The organism is Bacillus cereus group sp. N11 (genome assembly GCF_016483605.1).
Classification (GTDB): Bacteria; Bacillota; Bacilli; order Bacillales; family Bacillaceae_G; genus Bacillus_A; species Bacillus_A toyonensis.
In genome coordinates this window covers 46,432-72,303 of the sequence record NZ_JAEHBN010000023.1, presented here as the reverse complement: position 1 = coordinate 72,303, position 25,872 = coordinate 46,432, and the positions used below count along the sequence as shown (strand labels likewise).

Here is a 25,872-nt window from a genome sequence, read left to right as displayed (position 1 = left end):
GCTTTTGGTCTTGTTGCTGTTCTTGGTCCTGTTGCTCTTTTTGCTCCTGTTGGTGGTGTTGCTGGTGCTGGTGGTGTTGCTCCTGGTGCTGGTGGTCCTGCTGGTCCTGTTGGACCTGTTGGACCTGTTGGACCTGTTGGACCTGTTGCTCCTGTTGTTCCCGTTGGACCTGTTGGACCTGTCGCCCCTGGAGTAGCATTGATTAATTGAATTAATAAATTAAAAAGAAGTTGTAAAGTTGCAGAATCAACATTTGAGTTGCAGGATATAGGGATAAGATCTAAAGCGAAGAAGAATTGTGCAAGGGCGCTATAAAATTGTTGCAATAATGTTGACAATTGTCCTAAATTAGGTGCTGGAGATTGTAATAAAACTATAATACTTTGAGTTAATTGTTTCAAAAAATTAACTTCTGGGGAAGGTAATAAGGAATTTAAGAAAATTAAAAATTGATTAAATAAATCGAGTAACACTAATCTGTTTGCATTACTTGGATTTGCAAAAAATGCTGAAATAGCTGATACTAATGAGTTTAGTAAAGTAATTAATTGACTTAATTGTTCCCTAGTAATAGGAACTGACTGTGGATTTTTACAACAATCTGCTGAAAAAACAATCGGATTGCAGTTATTATGATCAAAACAATCATTATGTTTCATTTATTTCCTCCTTACTTTTCTTATAGTTGAGTGTTTTCCTATTCTAAGTACTATAAAAGATGCGATTGAAAAAAGTAGTTGAGTTATATGTTTCTCTTAAAATAGGAAACATGAATGATAATCAAACTTGAAAACGTTATTTAATTATGTTCATGACTCACATATTAATTATATGTTTTTAATAATTGAGTGCTTAGATTAAACACCTAAACTTAAGAGTTTATTTTATTTTTCCACGTTTATCTCTTAAACCAAAGAATACATATTAATTTGAATACAAAAATTCAAATTAACCCTTAGCATATATTCCACAAATATCAACATCGCTTTTTAATTGTAGTAAAAATTATACTTTTAATAAAATTATGCCACTCTTCTAATCCTAAAGCCGTTTCTATTATAGAAAACTCTCATACAATATAGTGGACAAGTTATTCAATACTTCGGTCCAATAAAATATGAATAGGAGTGAGAATTAATTGCCTATCATTCAACCATTTATGGCATCTAGAAGATTCACATCTACACTAGGAGCCGGGACTGGCACAGGCGCAGCCTTTGCGGTTGCTGCCACAGCTTGCTTAAACGATGCGGGTACTACTGCAACTGCTTTTCCAACTTTCACGTATTACAACCTATATGTAAACGGTATCCTTCAGCCAAGCGTGAACTCCAGTGTTACTACTGGCCCTACTGGCGCTATTACAATTCCTGGTGGAGATGCATTAGACGGCGGAATTCCAATCACAATCGAATTTATCGTCACTTAATGTTAACGAATGTAATTTAAAACAAAAAAGACAGATTCCTTTTAAAATAAGAATCTGTCTTTTTTAATTAATAATAATAAATTGCAAAATAATTGAAGACCCTTGCGATGGTGGTTGATTATCCAATAAAGTTAGTTTACCAGTACTAACTTCATAAAATGGTTGTGGTTGCAGAATTCCATTAATAAACAAATTTATATATGAAACCTCACTAGGTGATAATATATTCGTCGTACCATATTGAGCTATCCCATCTGCATTTGTATATATAAGTTTCTCTCCATCTGAAAAAGTGTAATATAACAAATTGGTTGTTGTTATGGGGCCAATCCCCCCAGTAGGACCTGTTGCTCCGGTTACTCCCGTTACTCCGGTTACTCCCGTTGACCCCGTTACTCCCGTTGGACCTGTTACTCCCGTTGACCCCGTTACTCCTGTTGATCCGATTACTCCCGTTACTCCTGTTACTCCCGTTACTCCCGTTACTCCGGTTACTCCCGTTGACCCCGTTACTCCTGTTAATCCGGTTACTCCCGTTACTCCGGTTACTCCCGTTACTCCCGTTGACCCCGTTACTCCCGTTGGACCTGTTACTCCTGTTGATCCGGTTACTCCCGTTACTCCGGTTACTCCCGTTGATCCCGTTGGACCTGTTACTCCTGTTACTCCTGTTACTCCTGTTGATCCCGTTGATCCCGTTGGACCTGTTACTCCTGTTACTCCTATTGCTCCTGTTGATCCCGTTGATCCCGTTGGACCTGTTACTCCTGTTGGACCTGTACTTCCAGTCGGAACATAAATTGGTGGAAGAGCTGGAAATGTAGGGCCGATATTCTCAGGTCCTATCCTACCTTTATTCATTGATAATTTATCATTCCGCTTCAATTCAATACCTCATTTCACATGTTTTTAACTAACATACATTATTATGACTCTATCATTAAGGAATAACTTCATAACTATCTTTTTTCTTTCCAAATGATTCATACATTTATTAAACCTTTTACCGTTACTATAAACTACTTCTATTAATAGAATAAAATGATAGTTCCACTCTAAAAACACTACACTTATTAGGTTCTAATTTAAAAATGAGGTGATTTATTTGCAAGATAAAAATGAAAAAACAAAAGAAGAACTACTATCAATGGCTCTTGAAATAATTCTTCCATACAGACTTACAGGACCTACTGGGAATACTGGTCCTACCGGAAGTACTGGGTCAATTGTTACAACAAACTTTATGTTCGCTAATAATACATTAGGTGATCCCATCTCAGTTATATTAAGTGGAACTAATATTCCACTTTCTAATAACCAAAGCCTCAGTAATTTTACAGTTAACGCTTTAAACGATGTATTTACAATTCCTGTAACCGGAAGATATCATTTAACCTATCAAGTTAATACGACAACTTCTCTACTTGCTGGAACAAGGTTACTATTAAACACTTCTACTCCACTTTCTGGCTCTGTTTTTTCTCCCGCTATGTCAACTTCAAATTATAATAATAATTTAATTACTAATTTAATTGCTGGTAATACAATTTTACTTCAATTATTCGGTATATTATCCATTGTTAATTTAGTTGGAGGTGGTTCAACAGGTGCCTCTCTAACAATTATACGAATCGATTAAAAAATGATTCATTCTTTTTCTAATACACATTATTAAATACCAAGTCTATCATAATAATAAGAACCACCCAATTATTTCATGGCGTTGATTACGTAACACAGAACAAATTACACTATATTTATAGTAGAAACTATCTATACTAAATTTTCCGTATATACATTATCAATTTACACTCACCCTTACCGATGTTACATTAAATAAGAAGACAGTTTCTCCTTTACGAACCATCTCTCCTCAATACGTATTTGAGAAACGTACTCCAATCCTATACGCGAGAGCAATACTATGTTGGCACTCAAACGAGTGTCTTTTTTTTGTAATTTAACACAAAATAAAAACCATCTTGTATAGATGGTTTTATCTTTTATTTTTTATCTTATATATATAAATGTATACTTATGTAGCTGGGTAATAAATTGTCATGCTTAACCGAGTCAAGGATTCCCCTAAATTATGATAAGAGTGTGATCTATCGGCCTTAAAACGAATGGAATCTCCACTATTTAATGTATACTGACAATTATTCACTTTTATTGTCAATTCTCCTTCAAATACCGTTATAAATTCTTCTGCTCCTTCTTTATGCCCTTCTGAACTTAGTTTCCCTTCTGTTTCTATTTCAACTGTATAGATTTCAAAATGTCTATCATCTTGAAAAGGAAAAGAAGGATACACTTTATATTTCCCATTATCTTCAGACAATACTTGAACATCATCCCGTAAAACAACTTTTATATCGGGTTGTGGATTATTGATTAAAGAAGTAAAAGACACTTTCAATCCATTAGCAATTTTCCATATTGTGGTTAGTGTCGGACTTGATTCTCCTCTTTCAATTTGTCCAATCATCGTTTTACTCACTCCTGTTAATTGAGAAACCTTTTCTAAACTTAATTTTTCTTTTTCTCGTATTGTTTTTAAATTTTTCGCTAGAATAAGTTGAATTTCTTCCATAAAAAACACCCCTACACTATATACAATATAACGACCGTTATGTATAATAAAAAGCACACGTTATATTGTTCTTTTCGGTCATTATAACATACAAAAAATAATAAGGGGGTTTTGAAATGCCTATATTTTCTTTTTTATTATTTGTTTTTATAAGTAGCTTCACACCCGGCCCTAACAATTTTTTAGCTATGACATACGCCAATCAACACGGGTTAAAGAGGAGCATGCAATTTTGCTTTGGAGTAGCTTTCGGCTTTTTCATCCTCACTTCTTTATGTAGTTTCTTTAATGTAGTACTACTTAACATCTTACCCATAATCGAATTCCCTTTAAAAGTTTTAGGTGTAACATACATGTTATATTTAGCTTTTAAAATACTCACTAGTAAAGGCAGTACGAATCCCAGTGAAAAAGATAATAAAAACTTATTTACAGTGGGGATTTCTCTTCAATTCGTTAACCCTAAAGGGATATTATTCGGACTGACTGTAGTATCGACTTTCATACTCCCTTACTACAATTCATATTCAAGTTTTCTACTTTTTTCATTATTTCTAGGTGTAGTCGGTTTAATGAGTACATGTAGTTGGAGTTTATTTGGTTCAATATTCCAAAAATTATTAATAAAACATAACCAATTATTTAACATCATTATGGCCGTTTTATTAATCTTCAGTGCCGTTTCAATCGTTATACACTAGTTCAATGCTCATTCTAATTTTAGATTTTTGTACTTTTTCATACCAATCTATATTTCCTAATCTTTGTCCTTAATGTCATAAATATTTAGTTTCCACACCCATCTGTTTTTTATTCACATACTGCCCTTAACTAACTACTTTTCTCTAGTAGAACTTTGATATGGGAATATTGCTGTACACAGATCCGCCCTTATTTATTCTCGTATTACCAGCCTATAACCTTTCATACCTTTTCATTGAGCACCTGATGCTGGATCGGAAATAAAGTATGGTAATCCCTTTAAAGTTTTTCAATTCTAGATTATCTATCTTCTAAAACAAAGTACTCAAAAAAGAAAACCACAACTTAAAACATTAGTTGTGGTTTTCTTTTTTCGTAATATTCACTTTAAAATCTATTTATAATAATACCGAAAAATACGGTATAATATAAATTACTGTTCTTTGGGAGGGTTATAATGTCTGATAAGTATAAAATTTTCATTCTTATTGTTACCGCATTTTTTTCTTTCTTTTCCTTAATAAAAGATTTCCGCAACACTTCAAAAAGTTTCTTTTGGGGTAGTTTTGTAATTCTTACAAGCTTCATAATACTTTTAACACTCGCTTTAGATTTAACTCAAATAATCCTATATTCAACGCAGATAGCGCTTGAGATTATTACAATACCACGTAAACTATTTCTACCATCTGTCACTGAGGCCGCTAGTTTTTACTAACAACTCGTAATTCTACAAAAACACATAAATTACATACCTGAACAACTGTATATTCCACCCTTTTTGTAACTTAACTACGTTTAATCTGCATTTTTGCAACCTAAAACGCTATTCATATGTTTTACCAGAGATTCAAGGTGATACTGTCAAAGCATTTAATGAAAGACTATTGGGTTTAGCGATGTTTACAATCATGAAAAATGCGGTTTCTCTTTTCTAAAGAAACCGCACCACATGAATATTATTATTAAATTTTAAACTGACTCGTATACAATTCAAAGTAAAACCCTCGATCCTCCATGAGAGATTCATGATTCCCTTTTTCTAAAATACTCCCATCCTTTATAACGAGGATTTGATCTGCCTTTTCAATCGTTTTGAGTCGATGAGCGATTACGAAACTCGTTCTACCTCTCATTAAATTGTTTAATCCTGCTTGAATTTGCAATTCTGTTCTCGTATCAATATTAGATGTCGCTTCATCAAGAATTAATATGTCTGCATCTGCTAAAATTGCCCTTGCAATCGCAAGAAGTTGTCTTTGTCCTTGACTTAAATTCGATCCTTCTGAAGCAATCTCTGTTTCATATTGTTTCGGTAAATGTTTAATAAAAGAATGTGCCGATGCAGCCTTTGCTGCATTGATTACTTCTTCATCACTTGCATGTAATCGTCCATAACGGATATTATCCATGATTGTCCCAGCAAATAAATACGTATCTTGTAAAACTACTCCTATTTTACTTCGTAAAGAATTGATATCATAATCTTTTATATTTTTTCCATCAATATGAATTTGCCCTTGCTGTATATCATAAAATCGAGTTAATAAGTTTATGATTGTTGTTTTTCCCGATCCCGTTGGACCAACTAAAGCAATTGTCTCTCCAGGCTGTGCCTTAAGACTTACTTCTTTTAAAATTGTTTTATTTTCCACATAACCAAACGAAACATTCTCAAGTTCAACATGCCCTTGTATATTTTGTACAATGAATGCGTCTTTTTTATTTTGAATTTCTGGTACCTCATCCATAATTTCAAAAACTCGTTCTCCCCCCGCAACTGCCGCTTGAATCGTATTCATTAACGTTGCAAATTGACTTAGTGGTCTTGAGAATTGACGAGAATAATTAATAAACGCCGCAATGACACCTACTGTTGTCATACCGTTTAATACCATAACGGATCCAGTCCCAATTACAAGCCCCATTCCTAAGTTATTAATAAAGTTCATACTCGGAAAAATAAAAGCTGAAAATGTATCAGCCTTCGTTGCTGAAATTCTTAGTTGTTCATTAATTTTATTGAAATTTTGTACGGTTTCTTTTTCTTTCCCGTATAACGTTGTAACATCCGCGCCTGTTATAGCTTCTTCAATAAAACCATTTAATTCTCCTAAATCTTTTTGACGCTTTGCAAAGTTTTTACCACTATATGCAACAAGTTTTTTTGTAACGAAAAACATAATAGGTACTGTAATTAAAGTTACAAGTGCCAAAATCCAATTTAATGAGAACATCGCAATCGTCACACCTATAAAGGTTAAAGCTGATGAAATAATCTGTACGACACTTTGCGTCAACGCTTGATTTAAATTGTCAATATCATTTGTCACACGGCTCATTAAATCACCTTGAGAACGTACATCAAAGAACCGTAAAGAAAGCGTTTGGATTTTCTCAAATATATCTTGTCGTATTTTTTGAATTGTCTTTAATGCAACATTAATCATGACATACGTTTGTAACCATGTTAAAAGCACCGTTACACCGTAAATTGCAATAAGTAACATACACATTCTTGCCGTACCGTTTAAATCTTTCGGTACAATATATTGATCTATAATTACTCCCATAAAATATGGACCTAATAACCCAAGTAATGTCGTAACAAATACTAGAAATATAACGAACATTAGAGCAGCCTTTTCATACCCCATATAGTTCCAAATCCGTTTTACAGTTCCTTTAGTATTTTTAACTTTTCCACTCTTAGGTGCGTTACGTCCACCTTTATTAGCAAATTGTCCTTGAAAATTACGCATGTTCTTTCCCACCTTCTTTATGCAAATTACCACCTTGGGAAAGATAAATTTCCTGATATACCTCACATTGTTCTAGCAGTTGTTCATGTGTACCATCACCAACTAATTCACCATTATCTAATACGAGAATTTTATCAGCATCTATTATAGATGCGATTTTAGAAGCAATTAATAATGTCGTTGTTCCTTTATATTCTGTTCTTAATGCCGATTGAATGTTCGCTTCTGATTTCGCATCAACTGCTGATGTAGAATCATCTAATATAAGAATAGATGGTTTTCTCACAAGCGCTCTTGCAATGGATACACGTTGTTTTTGTCCACCTGATAAATTCGTCGCACCTTGTGTTAAATTATAATGATACGATTCTTCCAACTTGTTAATAAACTCAGTCGCACACGCAGATGAAGCTGCTGTTTCCAATTCATCGTGTGTTGCATCTTCTTTACCGTAACGTAAATTCTCTTCTATACTTCCTGAGAACAACAATGCCTTTTGAGGTACAAAACCTATTGAAGCACGTAATTTTTGTAAATCGTACCTCTTAACATTTATTCCGTCAATACAAATTTCACCTTGCTCAATATCATATAAGCGTGGTAGCAGTTTAGCTAAAGTAGACTTACCACTCCCTGTAGAACCGATAATCCCTACTTTTTCACCTTTACGTATGCTGAATGAAATATCTTTTAAAACGTATTCATTATTTTTCGTATAACTATAACTAACATCTCTAAAATCAATATTCCCTTCGATTTTCTCAGGTTCAATTGCGTTAGCTTCGTTCATAATATCAACTTCAGTATTTAAGACTTGTTGTACACGATCCGCAGATGGAAAAGCTCGAGCAATTTGAATAAATACCATACTAATAGACATAAGTGCCATTAAAATGATATTCAAATAGTTAATAAATGCTAAAATCGCACCTACTTGAAGAGTTCCATTAAATACTTTTTCTCCACCAATCCATAGTGTTGCGACAATTCCACCACTGACAACTAGCATAATAATTGGCATCATTAAGGAAATAAGCTGCACAGCTCGAATATTTATCTTCGTTAAATTTGTATTCACATTTCCAAACTGAGAAATTTCATATTTTTGTCTTACATACGCTTTTATAACACGTACACCAGATAAATTTTCTTGTAACTTTGTATTCACTTTATCTAATGCTTCTTGCACCTTTTTAAACGTTCCACTCGCTTTACTTGCAATTAAAATAATCGCCAGTAATAAAATTGGTACAACTACAAGTAATATTGGAAATAACTCTCGCGCTGTTACAAAAACAATAATTATACTTCCGATAAATAACAAAGGGCCACGAACGAGAACACGTAATGTCATCGTCATCGCCGATTGAATTGATGTAATATCATTTGTCACAATCGTTAATAATTTTCCGGTTCCAAATGCATCCCGATTTTTACTAGAAAATGTTTCTATTTTTGTAAACACATCTTTTCGTATGTCTGTAGCGAAATTTACAGCTGCTTTTGTAGAATACATCATACACCCAAGTCCTCCAACTAACCCAAGTGCCGCTGCTCCTAACATAAGAAGCCCCATTTTTATTACATAATTCAAATCCCTATTTGCAATCCCGACATCAATAATATGTTGCATAATAGTCGGTTGAATTAAGTCCATCGCAACCTCAAGTACCATAAATAGCGGTCCACTAATAGCGAAGAACATGTATGGTTTTAAATACTGTAATAGCTTGCGAAATGATTTCATACATAATCTCCTTTTTCCATGAAATTACCACTGAGTAATTCATATCCCTCCTTATTTAAACCCTATAGTTTGTAATTTCTTCTTTACTTTTATTATATTATGCAAATTAATATTTAACATTATTAAATGATAAGCATTAATGACTTTTCGGTCAATAAATGTGCTTTATAAATATACAAATACAAAAACCGCATTCTTAATGAAAAGAATGCGGTTTTTTATCTATATTTCTTCAATTGTAAAATCGAAAAACTCAGTCTCAAATCCTTTATTTTTAGAAGGACTACACGTGTAAAAGCCTATTTTAACAGGCTCATTCCCTATATCCTCCATTAAATGAGCGATTCTTATTTGTTCCCATCGCTGACTTATTTTCACATATATTGAATAATCACCGCGTTTTCGAATAATTCGAAAACGAAGTTGTTGCTTAGCTGCTTCAGTTGGATAATCTTGCGTTGACCAGTCAGAATATCCATTATTCGTTACGACAGCACCTAAATGAGATGGCCCCTCAGGGATATATTCTAAAGAAGTTTTTAACCAACAGTTCTCCGAAATCATAACAAAAAGACCTGCTTGATCGTATGTCGCATTTGGATTCATACGTAACTGAACTTCAGCCTGAAAATCTGTCATAATCTCATTATAAAATACATGACCATTCATTATTTCAAAGCCATAATGTGTTTTCAGCCAAAAATCTGTTTCTGCCTTCGAATGGACAATGAATGTATGATTTTCTTCCAGTTTGTAATATTCAGGTACATTCATTACGGTAAGTTGCTCAATATGATTTGGTATATATGATGTTTTCATAATTCCTCCATAAAAAAGCAATTAAATCAATATTTAAAACTCGGTTAACACCGGGAATTTATAACCTTTAAAATCTAATTCCTTATTACTTCGAACCATTAAATACTTACTAGTCTGTAATTCTGTATATTGTACATCATTAATTCCTAATTGATCTGGGCAAAAATAAAATTCAATCTCCTTAAATTCCCCAGAGATTTCCTCACATAATTCATCTAAAATCGGAAGTACCGGAGCAAATACTCCATATAATTTTAGTTTTTGATTTTCTATTGTAAAAACAATCAACGTATCTAATTTCTCTGAATAATATAGGTTTTCATTCCATGTTGAATCATACATATTTAAATAAAACGAAGAGCGGTAATTTAACGTTGAAAATGTATTAGAAAGCCTTTGGCCATTTTCAATCATCTCATGTATTAATTGTCTATCCTCTTCATTATAAAAATCTAACTTTTTAATTTGAGAATCTTTATCACTCTTGTTTTCGTATGATACTTTCATCAAATATTCTTGCACAATTTGAAAACCAAATGGTTTATATAGTTCTGGATTTTCAGTAAATAAAAGCGCACACTCACATTGCTCATCAATTTCTTCTATCATCTTACTAAACAATTGTTTCATTAACCCTTGTCGACGATGATTCGGATGTGTCATTACTGATTGAATACCCACTGCATTTATTTTTTCACCATTCATTAAAAGCGGAAGTGAAAATGCAGCAACATTCGCAATCACTTTGTTATCTTGTAAAAATGATAAGGCTTTATATGTATAATCCCAATATCCTTTCTCCGTAAAATCACGTAATGTTTGAATTTCAATACCAAACACTTCTTCAAATAAAGGAAATAACTGCTCTCTTTTCGGTTCTTCTATTAGAAGATTTGCAAATTTTTCAACATTCCCCATGTTGTCCCTCCATACTTCAATTCCATAAAATTATATATGGTTATATGACCTGCCCTTAAAATAATAGGTCTTACAAATCAATATACTATCATAAAATATAAAAAAATAATCCAATTAATTTTATGTTTTCGCAATTAGAAAAAAAGTCGAATAAAACAATATTAAGATTTTTGTATATTAATAAGGTTATTATATAAAAACAGTGCTTTCTAGTTAGTTTTTACTAATAGAAATGCACTATTTATAAAAATATTTTTTTATTCTTTTATTCCTTCAAGCCTCTCCTTCGTATTTATTTCTTCTCCCCTCAGTCGCTTTTCAAATGTCTTTCTCCAACTAGTAGAAAGTGCATGTACTTCTAAAATTCTCTTTATCCCTTCTATATTTTGTTTTTCCTTATGCATAATACGATTAGCAAACGCTACTGTAATACTTATTGGATCAGACTTCAGCAACTTTAACGTATCAACTGGCGACACCCACCCTTCTTTTAATACACGAAAATAAAATCCTGTATATCCTGTTTCTTGAAAATACAGTGGTAACTTTGGAATATTGTATTTCTTAGCTAACTTAAAACAAGGTTGCCTTGGTTGCGTTACTTGTACTATCGCTTCTCCGATCTCAAACGTATCACCGATACAAACATCCTCTTCACGCATACCACTTACTGTTATATTTTCTCCGAATGCTCCATATTCAAGGTCTTGATTCAATGTTTCTTCCCAATAACTATAATGTTCCCCGGAATACACACAAACCGCTTTATCCACCCCTCCATGATGAACTAAATCCGCCTGACCATCACCTTTAAATTTTAAAAATGATAAATATATAGGTTCCTTTGTTTTCGTTTTATTTATACCCGTATGAATTAATTTTCCTCCATACATAACTTCTTTTGGGAATCCTATATTTAGTGATAGTACCTCATATAATTTATTCATCATAATTGCCTCTCTCACTTTCCGCACAATTTTTTAAAAGATTGATTTATTATTTCAAAACCTTTATCAATTTCTTCATTTGAAATAACAAGAGGCGGTAAAAAACGTAGTACATTATCAAATATCCCTGCCCCAATACTTATAAGCCCATTCTTCCAGAATTCATCAATTAATTGTACTGTTAGTTCTTTTGCTGGTTCTTTTGTTATGCGATCCGTTACAAGTTCCATTGCTACCATTGCACCAATTCCACGAACGTCACCTATGACTTCGTATTTTAATTGCATTGCATGTAAATGTGACATTATTCTATTTCCAATTTGTTGAGCTCTTTCAACTAGATTTTCTTCTTCCATAATTTCAAATACAGCAAGACCGGCTGCGCATGATAACGGACTTCCAGCAAAGGTCCCACCGATTTGACCCCTTCCAGGAACATCCATAAACTCAGCGCGCCCAACAATCGCACTTAATGGTAAGCCTCCAGCTATTGATTTTGATAATGCAATAATGTCAGGTTCTATATTAAAATGTTCCGTTGCAAACCATTTTCCAGTTCTGCCAAATCCAGTTTGCACTTCATCCATGATCATTAAAATGCCATATTGATCACAAATTTCCCGGATTCGTTTTACAAATAAAATGGAAGGAACAATAAATCCCCCTTCTCCTTGTACTGGTTCCATTACGATTGCCGCTACTTTTTCAGGTGATACTTCCTCTAAAAATTTTTCAAACTGATAGATGACTTGAGAATCCACTTCTTCAGAAGAAACTCCTTCTGCAGCTCTGTAATAGTACGGATACGACAATATATGCATGTCTGAAACGAACGGGCCAAATCCTGTTTTATATGGGTTTTCTTTCGTTGATAAAGACATCGTCATTAATGTTCTCCCATGAAACCCTCGTTCAAACGAAATTACTTTACTTCTCCCGGTTACTTTACGTGCGATTTTTACAGCATTTTCAATCGCTTCCGCACCACTATTTGCAAACATCGTTTTTTTCTTACTTGTTCCTGGTATTTTTTCATTAATTTTCTCTGCTAAAGCAATATAGTTTTCATATGGAGTTACATGAAAACAAGGATGAATAAATGACTTTGCTTGTTCTTGTACCGCTCTTACAACTTTCGGATGACAATGACCAACATTTTGCATTCCAATACCACCAGCAAAATCAATAAACTGATTCCCATCTACATCTGTAATGATCGCTCCGCTAGCTTTTTTTACATATAAAGGCGTTAAATGATATATTCCTGTCGGTACTGCCTCCTCATACCTTTTTTGAAGTACTTGTGAATAACTGCCTGGTAATACGCTCGATTTCAACAATTCCTCTTCACCTCATCTAATCTTTATCATCAATCTATTTCTAATAAAGTGATTATAAATCGCACAAAATCATTGTTCAATTCAATTATTTATATAATAATGATAGGTATATCCTATGATTAAATTTGAGGTGATTCCAATCGAATTACGACAATTAGAATACTTTTTAGCTGTTTCGAAAGAATTGCATTTCACAAAGGCAGCCGAAAAATTAAACATTTCCCAACCTTCACTAAGTCAACAAATACGTGCGTTAGAACATGAAGTAGGAATGCCACTTTTCGATCGAATTGGTAAAAAGATATCTTTAACTGAAGCAGGAAAGATTTTATTATCACATAGTAAAACCATTTTTCATGAAGTCGAACAAGCCCGTTCTGCTATCCAGGACTTAAATGGATTACAGTACGGATCCTTAACAATCGGCTCATTATTAACCGTTGTAAATTATTTACTACCGCCAACCCTTTTACACTTCAATAATCTTTATCCAAACATTGAGCTTTCTGTGTTAGGACTTCGCACAGGAGAAATTCGCGAAAAATTGTTACAAAACGAATTAGATATTGGTATTACATTTCTCCCGGTACAAGATAAAGAAATTGTTTCTATCCCGCTATATAAAAGTGAACTTACATTAGTTATTCCAATCGGTCATCCTTTAAGTGAGCTTGATCACGTGTCTATTAAAGAATTACAGAACTACCCTTTAATCCTTCTACCAAAAAACTTTTATTTAACAGAACTACTTACGACCTATTGTCAAAACTTTAGCTTCAAACCAAAACCAATTTTAGAAATTAGTACGATGGAATCTTTAATTCAAATGGTTTCAAAAGGTATGGGAATTACAGTGTTACCCAAACCGTATATAGACTTTTTGCAAAACGAAAACATTCAAGCTATTAAAATAGAAGATCCTACTCCAACTATAGATATAGGACTGATTTATAGAAAAGATAAATATATGTGCGCTGCAACTCGAGAATTTATTGAGCAACTAAAAATAACAGTACATTCTTTACAAAACTAATGGATATTTATAAAAACACTATAAAAACTAATTTATTTTAAATTCTCACTAAAATAAGAACTAGGATACTTTTACAATCAATAGTTTCCTAGTTCTTATAATACATGTGTATCTCTATACTAAATGATTCCCTTTTCCACCAACGTCTCTGCGATTTGAACTGAATTCCAAGCCGCACCTTTTAACAAATTATCGGAAACGATCCAAAGATGGAATCCTTTTGGCGTATCAGGGTCTTTCCTAATTCTTCCGACAAACGTATCTATTTTCCCTTCTGCATATAATGGCATTGGATACAGCTGTTCACTAGGGTTATCTTGTAAAATAACACCTGGTGCATCGAGCAGTACTTCTTTAATTTCTGTAACAGTTGTTTCTTTTTCAAGTTCTATATAAACTGATTCTGAATGACCTGATACAACTGGAACACGTACACAAGTAGCTGCCATTTTCAGGTTTGGGTCTTCTAAAATTTTCTTCGTCTCTTGAATCATCTTTACTTCTTCAAAAGTGAAATCATTATCAGTGAATATATCTACTTGAGGCAGTACATTAAACGCAATTGGATAATGCTTTTTATCTTTTTTCACTGGTAATATAGCACTTTCCACTTCTTCACCTGTAAGCATCGACTTAGCTTGTTCTTTTAATTCATGAATCGCATGAATTCCAGAACCTGATACAGCTTGATAAGTGGAAACGATAATTCGTTCTAAACCGAATGATTTTCGGATTGGCTGAAGAGCTGTTACCATCTGTAATGCTGAACAATTCGGAACTGCAATAATACCGTTATGCTCCTTTAAAGTGTGTGAATTAACCTCTGGAACAACGAGCGGTACATCGTGCACCATTCGATACTCACTTGTGTTATCAATTACGATTGCGCCACTAGAAACTGCGTGATTTACAAATTGTCTAGACACTTCTCCTCCAGCACTGAAAAAGGCAATATCTACACTTTCAAAACTAGTTGTTTTTGCCTCTTGTATTGTAATCTCTCGCCCTTTAAATTTTACTTTCTTACCAGCAGATCGTTTTGACGAAAGGAATATAACTTCAGCTATATTAAACTTTGTTTCTTGTTCTAACAGTTCAATAATTTTCTGACCTACTGCACCTGTAGCTCCAACAACAGCTACATGATAGCTCTTTTTACTCATTTTTTCTCCTCCAATACTGCTTACATGAATTTCCCCACAACATAATATTAAAAGAAATTTAATCATTTGAAAAATTGAAATACATGATATAATCATTCACAAATCATGATATTAAAAGAGGGGTCACTTATGGAAATGAGACATGTTAAAACATTTTGTGCCATTGTTAAGCATGGCGGTTTTTCTAAAGCTGCTCTTGCGTTAGGTTATGCGCAATCTACTGTTACAGGGCATATAAAAGCATTAGAAAACGACTTACATATCCCTCTTTTCGATCGATTAGGGAAAAAAGTACTTCTTACAAAAGCAGGTCATCAATTTCATCCTTATGCATTAGAATTACTTGCTATTTATGAAAAAGCACAAGAAATCCCTCAAAATAATGATTATTTGGAAGGGACGTTAAGTATTACATCTAACGAATCGTTAGCAGTGTACCGTTTACCACAATTATTACGTACTTACAAACAGCAAAATCCGAAAGTAAATATCGTTCTTGAGACTACTACAAATGAACATGCACTGCAAAAGCTACATGAAGGAGAAACAGATGTTATCTTCTTAATTGGTGAAAGTATAGCACATAACGATTTTATTATACGTACTTTTTGTAATGAAACATTCGGATGGATTTTACCTATTCATTCCCCCGTACAGGAAAATCCATTTCGTTTATTACAGGATACTCAGTTTATTTTTACAGAACAAAGCTGCGGTTATCGGCCAATGGTCGATCGTTTTTTGCGTCAAAGCGGAAATATTCTAGAAAAAACATTTGAAACTTCTAATGTTGAAGTCATTAAACAAGCTGTTATGTGTGAGTTAGGAATTTCAATTCTTCCTTACATCGTTGTACAAGAGAATTGTCAAAAGGAACAAATACGTTTTCAACCTATCGAAACTCCAGCCGTTATTCAAAGTCATGTAATCTATCATAAATCTAGATGGATTTCCCCGGTACTACAGTCGTTTCTTTCCTTACTAGAGCGAGGCTAAATTATTAAAAATGTGCACAAAAAAAGAGTAACTGCCTAAAAAGCACTTACTCTTTTTCATTGATACGTATATTATTTATTAGCCTGTCCCCCACCTGCAATTAATTTACTACCTGAATATGTACCTTTTTGCATAAACACTTGATTAATTAATTCTTTTTGTTCAGCTTGCGACATTATTCCTTTTCCTTCTCCTAAATTCCCACTTTGCAATTTCCAAATTTTATTATGATCCACATCAACCTTTTCATATTTCCCTTGTTTCCATCGTTCTAAAATATCCACATATGTATTTTTTTGTGCAACATCATTACTATTTATAATTTCAAGTAAACTTTCAATACGTTCTTGTGTGATAAAAATATAGCCCCATTTTTGTTCAGCTTTCGTTTTTTGGTGTGCCATTTCATGTAATGCTGTTTGTATGTTCTCATCTGTCCATTTAAAATTTTTATTAAAACCACTATTAGGTAATGAATGATTGCCATTTTCTAAAAGCTTCGCATCTTCGGCTTTTACATTACTATCAGCTAGCACTTCTACTGCCGGAGCTGCTGGCGTTGACTTTTTCGCAACTGGTTTACTATTATTCAAATAATAAAGCATACCATATGTTAAACCTACTCCGATTACTGCCATACCAGCTATAATACCGATTATTTTAAATAGTGTTTTCATCTCGCTTATTTCCTCCCAAATATCTCTGTTCTTACTACCTCATTATTTCTTATATAAAACAGTTCCTTCATTCAAAATAGTTCATCCCATCCCCTACCATATTATTTATATATATTTCCTTATATTGTATTTCTTTTTTTGTGAAATTGAAAGATTATTCCGTCAAAACCCAAAAATATTCTACAAAATTTCCCTTTATATTTATATGGAAACAAAAAACAACGAGCGCCTTCTACAACACTCGTTGTTTTTACTTTATGCACGATTTTCTTTTAACCACTCCGTAATAGCATCTAACCTCGAAACATCAAAACGTCTATCTTCACATACGTTTAAGCTGTTTAAACTTTTCACAATTTCTAATTCATTCGACTTTATACTTTTTGCTTCAATCAATTTACAGTACCCGTCTGTGACGGTATTTAAATTTTCATAATAACACTGCAACGATTTTGATATATGTAAATGTTTTTCAAAGTTTCTTCTGCTTCTCGTCTCATCAAATTCTTTTCGTTTTCTAAGTTCTTCATCATTCGTGTACAAATAAAAATATTGATCTGGAAAACCAATTTCCCTATTTATCATCTTTTCTTTATAAAAGTTTTCTATTAAAGATAAAGGCTGATTAAATATATCAAAATGAAAACACCAATTATAACTAAGTGGCTGATATATATCCCCATCAAGTATTACTAATTCATATTGCTGCGATTTTTGCACTGCCATATTCCAGCGCTCTACTTGTTTTTCAAAATACCATGTTCTATGTTCATTTTTTGGTCTTTCAAATAAAAAATTCACTTCAGGTATAATGAAGGCTCCATAATTGTTTTCTAGTTCACGGCATGTTGTACTTTTCCCAACAGCACTCGCTCCCTCAAACGCTATAATCCCCATAGTTTCTCCCACTTTCATTAACTAAAATCTCGTTGTTTCGCTCTTCTCCCCCATAACTGTCTCCATAAAACAATTGAAGCGATAGAAAGCATTATTGTTGTAATAATACTACCTTCAATCCCAAATGAGCCTCCATGAAGGACTTCATTGCCATTTTTTACAGGTTTAAATAGTGGTGTTGAATATATCGTCATTCCACTAACGGCAAAGCCATAAACGTTATATTGTGCCCAATTCCAAATGGAATGCCATGCACAAATCCCCCAAAGACTACTGTCCTTTAAAACGTAAAAAGCTGCAAATACGCCAACTAATATTATATTCGATATTGAAAGAATTGTAATTCCTGGATTAAGCAAATGAAGAAAACCAAATAAAAAGGACGTCACAACAATTCCAATCCATATACGGCTTCTAACAGAAAGAACTGGGAATAACCAACCTCTTACAACAATTTCTTCAGTGGCCCCTTGTATTAAAAATGCGACTAAAGATCCTACAATACCAAATATAACTGTCATCGTAATTTCTTGCATTTGTAGTTTTACATTTCCTGTTAATATGAGTAAAATTACTGGTATCGAAATGAAAATAAACCCTATTAGTGCCCCTCTCAAATACTTTCTCATCCATTGCTCATTCCAAAAACCAATAGATGAAAACGACCTTTTCTCTACAAATTTAATCCATAAAAACACAAAAAATATAGCCCCGCCAAACGTTAATATCATCTCAATATTGCTATAAATTGCCTTCATAAAAGTTGTTTCTGTTTTCGGTAAAAACAGCATAAATAACATAAACAATTCACCTAAAGTTAAAAATACAATTGCAAGTATAACAGCAAAGACAGGGTGTACTTTCCTTCTTCCTTCTTTTGCTGCTTCGATTATTTTAAATTGTTTATTTTGCAATATTCATCCTCCTAATTATTGTAATCATCTTTATTCTTAAAAAATATACCGTTTCCTTTAAACATACTTTTTTATATAAATGATTTCTGTTTGGAATACATTCAGATTAGGAATAATATATAAATAAAAGAGATGTCTTTGTGCGTTTTACCATTATCGCCCAAATTACTCACTGGTATTACCAGCACTTGCTATTTCACACCATTTGTTGTAAGATAGTAATTAAGGTCAATTTAACAATATATTTTCTTTGCATATTATCAAGTATCAATCAGGACCATTTCGTACTCCTTATGGGTTTTTGATAATATGTGAACTTTTATTTTCATTCAAATAAGGCCGATCATATTGTAATCTTTTTAAATTTTAGGAGGCATTACCATGACATTAACAGGTAAAGTAAAATGGTTTAACAGCGAAAAAGGTTTCGGTTTCATCGAAGTTGCAGACGGTAACGACGTATTCGTTCACTTCTCAGCTATCACTGGCGACGGCTTCAAGTCTCTTGACGAAGGTCAAGAAGTTAGCTTCGAAGTTGAAGACGGTAACCGTGGACCTCAAGCTAAAAACGTTGTAAAGCTATAATTCAAACAATAAAAAGGTTGTTACCAGCTCGGTTAACAACCTTTTTAATATATAACTAAAATTTTTTACATAAAAGGAGTGGTTACATGTATCGCAATCGAAAGAACGATGTAGCAGAAGTACCACCAGAACAAACACCTGTTTGGGAATGTGAATCAGAGGATTGTTTAGGATGGATGAGAAAGAACTTTTCATTTGAAGAAGAACCTAAATGCCCTTTATGTAAAAGTAGCATGAAAAGCGGAGAACGTTTATTACCTAAGTTAGGTTAATTTTACTTAACCCCTCTTTTAATAAGAGGGGTTTTTTATTAAATATTTAATTCCTCTACATCTGTTCGCACTATAGAATATAACAATGCATCGTGTTGTTTATTTCCTTGATGAATATAGCCGCGTAACAAACCTTCCTTTTGAAAACCTATTTTAGATAGCATTTTACAAGAAGTAACGTTTTCAGGATATGTAATAGCTCCAATTCTATATAAACCTAAATCTTGAAATCCATAATGAATGATTTCCCCGGCTGCTTCCGAAGCATATCCCTGCCCCCAATAACGCGGATGCAAATCATACCCTATTTCAGATCGTTTACTCCATAATTGTAAATTATTCAACCCAATTGTCCCAATTAAAGTGTTTGTTTCTTTTAACACAATCCCCCATCGTATTGCCTTTTTCTCAAAGTAATTTTTCGAAAAAGATTCAATCATACGTGAAGCTTGGCCAAATTCCGTAAAAGAATTCATACCGTAATAACATGTAACTTCATCCAATGAAAAGATTTCATATATTTTTTGACAATAAGATTGTTCTATTTCAACTAAACGCAAGCGCTCTGTTTCTAATATAGGAAATACCACAGGATCACTCCTTTCTCTCTACTAATTTATTATAGCAGAAAAAATATTCATAATTAGGCAAGTCCTCAATGTCCCACTAATCAAATATTTCTAATGACTCTTTTCCTTTTTATTCTATAACAAGTAAGAGTATACCTTCTTACTTGTTGATTACCGCCTTGGTCATATAATGTAATTTATATTTTGCTTATTTCGCTTTACATAATACCAATATCCCTCCAGATACATCCGTTCGCTCATTATAAGAATAATTTCCATTCTAAAACAACAGACTAATTCATACATTCATGTTAAAATATAGAAAATATTCCATTCTATTATGGAGGTGTAAAAATTCTATGTATATATTCATCAGCTTAGCCCTCTTACTCATTTTGCTTATTTTTTTATTCGCAAAAAAATTCACACCAAACTCATTCATGATGACTAACTTTAAAGGAAATAGCTTTAAGACATTTTCAATTGGTATATTAATCGCTGCCACACTCTCTCTTTCATATGGAATCTATCACGCAGCAACATATCAACCTAGTTATTTAGATATTAAATTACATAACCAAAACTACACCGTTTTCGGTAATGTGGGCGAGTTCGGTTATTTCTCAGCGAACTTACCGAAAAAAGATGTAGAAGTTGAACTGTATTTCGCCTCTTGGGAAACATTACAGTTTAAAAATCCAGAAATATTCATAGATTATCCTTCAGGCAAACAAGAATTTTGGAGGGCAAGTATAGTATCAATATCCACAAATAAACTAAAAGAAAAACACAACATAAAAGAAATTTATCAACTCTCACCATACTCATTTAAAGAGTCTGGAAATATTACATTAACAATAAAAGAGAATAATGGAAGAACTAAAAAAGTTTCCATTCAAGTGAAATAAATAAAAAAACTGTCCCTCCAGTAGACTGAATGGACAGTTTTTACATATGTATTCTATATTATTATTTTAACTCTTCACTTAATGTAGTCATTATTTCTTTGGCCGTATTCTTCCCGTTTCCAATACATGCACCAATTCCAACACCGTAATATGAAGCGCCAGCTAAATATACATTAGGATATAGAGAAGTCAATTTTTCATTTAATGCTTGAACCGCTTGATTATGTTCTAAATGATATTTCGGCATTAAATCTTTCCAATTTGTAACTTCAACTACTTCTGGTTCACCTTTAATTCCAAGACTCTTTTCAATATCATATAAAGCGACTCGTACTAATTCTTCTTCACTATAATTTTTGATCGTTTCATATATCGGATTGGTACTCTTATAAAACATTCTTACTAAAAGCTTTTGTGTACCCGATGTATGTTTCCACTTCCGGCTTGTCCATGTACAAGCATCACAATATAAATCACTGTTTTCTGTTACGATAAACCCTGTACCGTCCGCCGGTAGTTGTTCATCTGGAATGTCAAAACCTAAATAAATACTAATAAGTGATGAATTTTTAAATTTATTAAAATGCTCGTTTAACTCATTAGATTGTAATAAAGTTTGTGCTATATCATGCGGAGCTGCTAAAACAACATAATCAGCTTGGATTGATTCCTGATTTGCAATAGAAATCTCATATTGATCTCCTCGTTTACTTACAGCCGTCGTTACAGCACCTTTTTTTATGACAGTTTCAGTTAACTTGTCTTCTAAGCGATTAATTATCGTAGATAGTCCACCTTTAAATGATACAAACTTTTTATTTCCTGCTGATTGAAATTGCTTTTTATTCTCTTCAAATCCTTTCATAATACTTCCATATTTATTTTTATAATCAAGTAAATACGGTAATGTTGATGCCATTGTAAGCTCATTCAATTTACCAGAATACACGCCTGAAAGTACCGGCGCAATTTGTCTTTCCACTAACTCTTTTCCTAAAAAGCTTTCTAAAAATAGAGCAAGTGATGTATCTTTCGTAAACTCTTTATTTTTCGTTATAAAATCTTTTAAAGCAACAATTTTCCCTTTCGTTGAGACTAGCGTACTGCTAAACAACGACTCGACACTCATCGGAATACCAAATATACTGTCAGAAGGAATTGGGTGTAAAATATTATCAGAATATATGTATGAAATACCCGTTTCGTTATATACCATTTCTTCTTCTAAGTTTAAATCTTTTACAAGCGGCATAACATGTTCATTGCGAGCAACGATAGAATCCGCTCCTGATTCCATAATAAAATCCTGTTCTTCAACACTATGGATTTTACCACCTAAAGACTCTTCTTTCTCGACAAGGATTAAATGTAAATCGATATTATAATCCTTTTTTAATTTTTCTAAATAAAACATAGTAGAAAGTCCCGTTATACCTCCACCGATAACAACAACTGTTTTCATATGTGCTGCGCTCCTAACCGATACAATTAATCATTCTTTTATTATTATACCCAATACTCCTTACATTCGACTAGCGGCTTGCGCATTCTGTAAAAAATTTGACACTATATACGAATACATTTATATACATTTAATCCGTACATAACCATCATTGTAAATGAATATATATAAAAAAGAACTATAACATTTACAAATCACGTCATAGTTCTCTCTATTTTAAAAACATAAAGTAATTGATCAGTTTGTCTATTTCTTGACTTAATGCCAGTACTTTTTCATGTTGAATTCCATAATCCGATACTAAATATAAAAGTTCTTCTTTTTTTATTTCAATTACCTTTTCCAATTTTACTAGTTCCATGTCGATTTACTTCTCTCCAAACATAAAATGTATGTTATTTAGTATAGCCTACTTACATAATTAGTAAAAGTAAAATACGCATGTAAAATCTTACATATTTGAAAAAACAATATACTACTAACAAAAAAAGAAACTTATATCCTCCCTTTTTACAGATTATTAAAATTCATTACGAATGAATAACATACCGGAATTGTTCTAAGGTTATACCTTTATATTCCGGAGCTCTCTTTATATGATCAAAATAACTATATGAGAATTTGAAAACATGTCCAAAATCCCAATCAAATTCACTATAGTCCTTTAGCCAAAATTGATTTTCAGTTGGTAATACGTGAGCACGTTTAGATTCAATTAAAGGCAAATGATCTATAGGAGAATGTAGATTTATTTCAGTATTCAGCATAAGTTTTTTACTAGCACGCAGTACGTATACTAGTTTTAAAAGCGGACGTATCCCTCGTTGAAATACATCTTTATGTCCTAAATCATACATTATATTAATTGCGTGGGAAAAAGTAAGCATATGGCCAATTAAATCATGATGTGATTCTGCTCTATAAATAACCTTAAACTCCGATAGTTCATTTAAAATAAACTTAGATAATTGTTTTGGATTTCTTAATTCACTTTGTATCTCGTCATATATACTTAATTGTTTAACTTCTTTCGTCGTAAAACCAATCCACGATCTACCAGGAATTGTTTTTTGAAATGATAATATAAGATCTGTTATCCCTTCTATCGCTTGATTATTTCCCCATTTTTGTAGCTCTTTCATAGCTAATAAACTTAATGCCGCATAAATGACGTTATGCCCCACCCAATGAAGTTCATCAATTGTATATTCCAATGATTTTATTATCTTTTTTTCAGCAATTTGAAAATCAATTTCTTCTTTACTATCGATGATTTCATCTAAGTTTTTCTTGTTCAGCATCATTTTTGTATGAGAATGCATATTACGAGCTATCTCTTCTTCAATATTATTATCCTTCATGAAAAAATAACTAGCAATTGCAGCTGCCCCGTAATGTGCATGCCAAATATCCTTTGTTTGTTTTTTGCATTGAGAAATAATTGAAAGGCCGCCTTTTAACACACTTTTATTTTCCATTTTCTATCCCCCATAATAAAACTCACTTTATATTCATCCTAAAGATGGCGTTAATACAAATAAAATGTGATTCGATTCATCACTTTTATTCAAAAATCGATGCTTCACGTTTGGTGGGATACGTACAACATCACCTTCTTCTAAAAAATATTCTTTTCCTTCTAATTCCACATACACTTCTCCTTTCATGACAACCGCAATCTCTTCCTTATCTTCATGTGAATAGTGACTTTCCGTTGTGTTTGCTTTTTTATTTAAATCCATCATTAACATTTCAATACGTGCTTTCATAAAATCAGGTGTTAATACATCATATACAATGTGATCATTATTTTCCCGATATACTTTTTTTCGATCTTTTTTCTTAGAAATGAGTGAGTCTGTATCAATATCATTAATAAAAAGTGTAAATAGCGGCACATTTAATGCTTTCGCAATTAATTCCAATACATTTAAAGAAGGATTAGCATGTCCTCTTTCAATTTGGCTAATCAGTGACGTACTAATCCCTGCATACTCAGCAAACTCACGAATTGTCATATTATTTTTCTTACGATAACTTAAAACAGTTTGTCCAAGTCGATAGTGAATCAAAATAACTACTCCCTTTCGTCCATCATAATGTATGATTCATTCCCTTTGTGCTGACTTACTAAACAAGGGCAAATAATCCTTTTCTATCGTCCCCGAGACTTATATACTTACCTTCGTACATTATATCGCATTAAGTATATTATAATAAACATTCTATCGGAGGGACAGACTTTGAAATCACCTATTTTTTCATATTTCATCTTATTTTTCGGTGTATTCGCCTTATCAACTTCAGCAATTTTTGTGAAAATGGCAGATGCTCCTGCGGCAATTATTGCTTTTTATCGATTATTATTTGCTACAGTAATTCTGTTACCGTTATTACTATTTAATAAAAGGAATCGAAACGAACTAAAAACATTATCGAAAAAACAATGGGGATTTGGATTTCTATCCGGGCTATTTTTAGCTGCACATTATGTACTATGGTTTGGATCCTTACAATATACTTCCGTAGCAAGTTCTACAGTTATCGTAACGTTACAACCTTTATTTTCAATGATTGGTGGTTACTTTTTATTTAAAGAGAGATTTACGAAAGGAGCGGTTATCGGTTGCTTCATTGCCATTTCAGGAAGTATCGTCATCGGTTGGCAAGATTTCCAAATTAGTGGCGACGCTTTATACGGAGATATTTTAGCATTTATGGCGGCCGGCATTATTACAGCTTACTTTTTCATTAGTCAACACATTCGTAAAGATTTATCTCTTATACCATATTCGGTAATTAGTTATGGAAGTAGCGCATGCTTTCTCGGTATATTTGCTTATATGCAGCAACAATCTTTCATTCATTACGCTACACAAACTTGGTTGTCCTTTATTGGACTAGCTTTCATTGCAACGATTTTAGGACAAACGATATTCAATTGGTTATTAAAATGGATGAGCGCTACTGTTATTTCAATGAGTATTTTAGGTGAAACAATTGGTACTTGTGTTCTAGCATATTTTATTTTGAGTGAAACCATTACTTTACAACAAGCACTAGGAATTTCAATTATTTTCATTGGATTAACATTATTTTTATTACAACCGAAACTAGCGAATCGCAAATGACAATTAAA

Annotated in this window: 28 protein-coding genes; 10 read left to right on the top strand and 18 right to left on the bottom strand. The window is 32.8% G+C overall.

Annotated features, from left to right (window positions below; genetic code table 11):
- Window positions 1-659: collagen-like repeat preface domain-containing protein (locus JDS98_RS26315; protein ID WP_199634495.1), on the bottom strand; the 659-nt coding region annotated here is incomplete at its 3' end.
- Window positions 660-1,138: 479 nt separating this feature from the next.
- On the opposite strand from JDS98_RS26315, the gene JDS98_RS26310 reads away from it, so the two are divergent.
- Window positions 1,139-1,429 carry a DUF4183 domain-containing protein gene (locus JDS98_RS26310; protein WP_001121652.1) on the top strand — a complete coding sequence of 97 codons (291 nt, stop codon included), beginning with the start codon at window positions 1,139-1,141 and terminating at the stop codon, window positions 1,427-1,429.
- A 63-nt stretch (window positions 1,430-1,492) separates the two neighbouring features.
- On the opposite strand, the gene JDS98_RS30900 is transcribed toward JDS98_RS26310, so the two are convergent.
- Window positions 1,493-2,314 (bottom strand): DUF4183 domain-containing protein, encoded by an 822-nt coding sequence (locus JDS98_RS30900; RefSeq protein ID WP_199634494.1) that lies wholly within the window; start codon window positions 2,312-2,314, stop codon window positions 1,493-1,495.
- Window positions 2,315-2,534: 220 nt separating this feature from the next.
- Between JDS98_RS30900 and JDS98_RS26300 the strand changes: the two genes are divergently transcribed.
- The gene (locus JDS98_RS26300) at window positions 2,535-3,068 is read left to right on the top strand and encodes a BclA C-terminal domain-containing protein (protein ID WP_199633006.1); all 534 of its coding nucleotides are present in this window, start codon (window positions 2,535-2,537) and stop codon (window positions 3,066-3,068) included.
- 396 nt (window positions 3,069-3,464) lie between these two features.
- Here JDS98_RS26300 and JDS98_RS26295 read toward each other — a convergent pair whose 3' ends face one another.
- A complete protein-coding gene (locus JDS98_RS26295; protein WP_106081116.1) occupies window positions 3,465-4,079 on the bottom strand; it encodes a helix-turn-helix domain-containing protein in 615 nt (204 codons plus the stop codon).
- A gap of 59 nt (window positions 4,080-4,138) precedes the next feature.
- Here JDS98_RS26295 and JDS98_RS26290 point away from each other — a divergent pair, with 59 nt between their 5' ends.
- The gene (locus JDS98_RS26290) at window positions 4,139-4,723 is read left to right on the top strand and encodes a LysE family translocator (RefSeq protein WP_098711692.1); all 585 of its coding nucleotides are present in this window, start codon (window positions 4,139-4,141) and stop codon (window positions 4,721-4,723) included.
- 458 nt (window positions 4,724-5,181) lie between these two features.
- Complete coding sequence (locus tag JDS98_RS26285; protein ID WP_098712055.1) at window positions 5,182-5,442, top strand: hypothetical protein; 261 nt, start codon at window positions 5,182-5,184, stop codon at window positions 5,440-5,442.
- 247 nt (window positions 5,443-5,689) lie between these two features.
- On the opposite strand, the gene JDS98_RS26280 is transcribed toward JDS98_RS26285, so the two are convergent.
- From JDS98_RS26280 to gabT, 6 genes are all read right to left on the bottom strand, one after another.
- Window positions 5,690-7,486 (bottom strand): ABC transporter ATP-binding protein, encoded by a 1,797-nt coding sequence (locus JDS98_RS26280; protein ID WP_098712054.1) that lies wholly within the window; start codon window positions 7,484-7,486, stop codon window positions 5,690-5,692.
- The gene (locus JDS98_RS26275) at window positions 7,479-9,233 is read right to left on the bottom strand and encodes an ABC transporter ATP-binding protein (protein ID WP_199634493.1); all 1,755 of its coding nucleotides are present in this window, start codon (window positions 9,231-9,233) and stop codon (window positions 7,479-7,481) included. Before JDS98_RS26275 ends, JDS98_RS26280 begins: the two co-directional genes overlap by 8 nt.
- A gap of 222 nt (window positions 9,234-9,455) precedes the next feature.
- Window positions 9,456-10,052, bottom strand: coding sequence for a DUF1349 domain-containing protein (locus tag JDS98_RS26270; RefSeq protein ID WP_016108386.1), 597 nt, complete (start codon window positions 10,050-10,052; stop codon window positions 9,456-9,458).
- Window positions 10,053-10,085: 33 nt separating this feature from the next.
- The gene (locus tag JDS98_RS26265; protein ID WP_199634492.1) at window positions 10,086-10,970 is read right to left on the bottom strand and encodes a GNAT family N-acetyltransferase; all 885 of its coding nucleotides are present in this window, start codon (window positions 10,968-10,970) and stop codon (window positions 10,086-10,088) included.
- Window positions 10,971-11,227: 257 nt separating this feature from the next.
- Window positions 11,228-11,920, bottom strand: coding sequence for an MOSC domain-containing protein (locus tag JDS98_RS26260; protein ID WP_106081117.1), 693 nt, complete (start codon window positions 11,918-11,920; stop codon window positions 11,228-11,230).
- A gap of 11 nt (window positions 11,921-11,931) precedes the next feature.
- Window positions 11,932-13,257 (bottom strand): 4-aminobutyrate--2-oxoglutarate transaminase, encoded by a 1,326-nt coding sequence (gene gabT, locus JDS98_RS26255; RefSeq protein ID WP_098712051.1) that lies wholly within the window; start codon window positions 13,255-13,257, stop codon window positions 11,932-11,934.
- 130 nt (window positions 13,258-13,387) lie between these two features.
- Here gabT and JDS98_RS26250 point away from each other — a divergent pair, with 130 nt between their 5' ends.
- On the top strand, window positions 13,388-14,290 hold the full coding sequence (locus JDS98_RS26250; protein WP_080119771.1) for a LysR family transcriptional regulator: 903 nt from the start codon (window positions 13,388-13,390) through the stop codon (window positions 14,288-14,290).
- 119 nt (window positions 14,291-14,409) lie between these two features.
- Here JDS98_RS26250 and JDS98_RS26245 read toward each other — a convergent pair whose 3' ends face one another.
- A complete protein-coding gene (locus JDS98_RS26245) occupies window positions 14,410-15,453 on the bottom strand; it encodes an aspartate-semialdehyde dehydrogenase (RefSeq protein ID WP_098712050.1) in 1,044 nt (347 codons plus the stop codon).
- A gap of 105 nt (window positions 15,454-15,558) precedes the next feature.
- Here JDS98_RS26245 and JDS98_RS26240 point away from each other — a divergent pair, with 105 nt between their 5' ends.
- Window positions 15,559-16,449: a LysR family transcriptional regulator gene (locus tag JDS98_RS26240; protein ID WP_176549982.1), complete on the top strand. Its 891-nt coding sequence runs from the start codon at window positions 15,559-15,561 to the stop codon at window positions 16,447-16,449.
- 71 nt (window positions 16,450-16,520) lie between these two features.
- On the opposite strand, the gene JDS98_RS26235 is transcribed toward JDS98_RS26240, so the two are convergent.
- The 3 genes from JDS98_RS26235 to JDS98_RS26225 form a co-directional block, all read right to left on the bottom strand.
- Window positions 16,521-17,126, bottom strand: a complete 606-nt coding sequence (locus JDS98_RS26235) for a PRK06770 family protein (protein ID WP_000853589.1) — start codon at window positions 17,124-17,126, stop codon at window positions 16,521-16,523.
- A 255-nt stretch (window positions 17,127-17,381) separates the two neighbouring features.
- Window positions 17,382-18,041 carry an AAA family ATPase gene (locus JDS98_RS26230; RefSeq protein WP_141499413.1) on the bottom strand — a complete coding sequence of 220 codons (660 nt, stop codon included), beginning with the start codon at window positions 18,039-18,041 and terminating at the stop codon, window positions 17,382-17,384.
- Window positions 18,041-18,937 (bottom strand): CPBP family intramembrane glutamic endopeptidase, encoded by an 897-nt coding sequence (locus JDS98_RS26225; protein ID WP_001180197.1) that lies wholly within the window; start codon window positions 18,935-18,937, stop codon window positions 18,041-18,043. The genes JDS98_RS26230 and JDS98_RS26225 overlap by 1 nt, the downstream gene beginning before the upstream one ends.
- Window positions 18,938-19,318: 381 nt before the next feature.
- Between JDS98_RS26225 and cspD the strand changes: the two genes are divergently transcribed.
- The gene (gene cspD, locus JDS98_RS26220) at window positions 19,319-19,522 is read left to right on the top strand and encodes a cold-shock protein CspD (protein ID WP_000176365.1); all 204 of its coding nucleotides are present in this window, start codon (window positions 19,319-19,321) and stop codon (window positions 19,520-19,522) included.
- Window positions 19,523-19,608: 86 nt separating this feature from the next.
- Window positions 19,609-19,794 (top strand): cold-shock protein, encoded by a 186-nt coding sequence (locus tag JDS98_RS26215; RefSeq protein ID WP_000286203.1) that lies wholly within the window; start codon window positions 19,609-19,611, stop codon window positions 19,792-19,794.
- A gap of 38 nt (window positions 19,795-19,832) precedes the next feature.
- Here the strand turns inward: JDS98_RS26215 and JDS98_RS26210 are convergent, their stop codons facing one another.
- Window positions 19,833-20,384 carry a GNAT family N-acetyltransferase gene (locus JDS98_RS26210; protein ID WP_000231763.1) on the bottom strand — a complete coding sequence of 184 codons (552 nt, stop codon included), beginning with the start codon at window positions 20,382-20,384 and terminating at the stop codon, window positions 19,833-19,835.
- 338 nt (window positions 20,385-20,722) lie between these two features.
- On the opposite strand from JDS98_RS26210, the gene JDS98_RS26205 reads away from it, so the two are divergent.
- Entirely contained in the window at window positions 20,723-21,271 is a 549-nt protein-coding gene (locus tag JDS98_RS26205) for a hypothetical protein (RefSeq protein ID WP_000275258.1), read from the top strand.
- Window positions 21,272-21,332: 61 nt separating this feature from the next.
- Here the strand turns inward: JDS98_RS26205 and JDS98_RS26200 are convergent, their stop codons facing one another.
- The 4 genes from JDS98_RS26200 to JDS98_RS26185 form a co-directional block, all read right to left on the bottom strand.
- Window positions 21,333-22,733 (bottom strand): protoporphyrinogen oxidase, encoded by a 1,401-nt coding sequence (locus JDS98_RS26200; RefSeq protein WP_098911230.1) that lies wholly within the window; start codon window positions 22,731-22,733, stop codon window positions 21,333-21,335.
- 211 nt (window positions 22,734-22,944) lie between these two features.
- The gene (locus JDS98_RS26195) at window positions 22,945-23,094 is read right to left on the bottom strand and encodes an aspartyl-phosphate phosphatase Spo0E family protein (RefSeq protein ID WP_000424361.1); all 150 of its coding nucleotides are present in this window, start codon (window positions 23,092-23,094) and stop codon (window positions 22,945-22,947) included.
- A 169-nt stretch (window positions 23,095-23,263) separates the two neighbouring features.
- Window positions 23,264-24,211 carry a hypothetical protein gene (locus tag JDS98_RS26190; protein ID WP_000428924.1) on the bottom strand — a complete coding sequence of 316 codons (948 nt, stop codon included), beginning with the start codon at window positions 24,209-24,211 and terminating at the stop codon, window positions 23,264-23,266.
- A gap of 33 nt (window positions 24,212-24,244) precedes the next feature.
- Window positions 24,245-24,805: a helix-turn-helix domain-containing protein gene (locus JDS98_RS26185; RefSeq protein WP_000582249.1), complete on the bottom strand. Its 561-nt coding sequence runs from the start codon at window positions 24,803-24,805 to the stop codon at window positions 24,245-24,247.
- Between the two features lie 171 nt (window positions 24,806-24,976).
- On the opposite strand from JDS98_RS26185, the gene JDS98_RS26180 reads away from it, so the two are divergent.
- Window positions 24,977-25,864 carry a DMT family transporter gene (locus JDS98_RS26180; protein ID WP_098712036.1) on the top strand — a complete coding sequence of 296 codons (888 nt, stop codon included), beginning with the start codon at window positions 24,977-24,979 and terminating at the stop codon, window positions 25,862-25,864.
- Window positions 25,865-25,872: the final 8 nt, after the last annotated feature.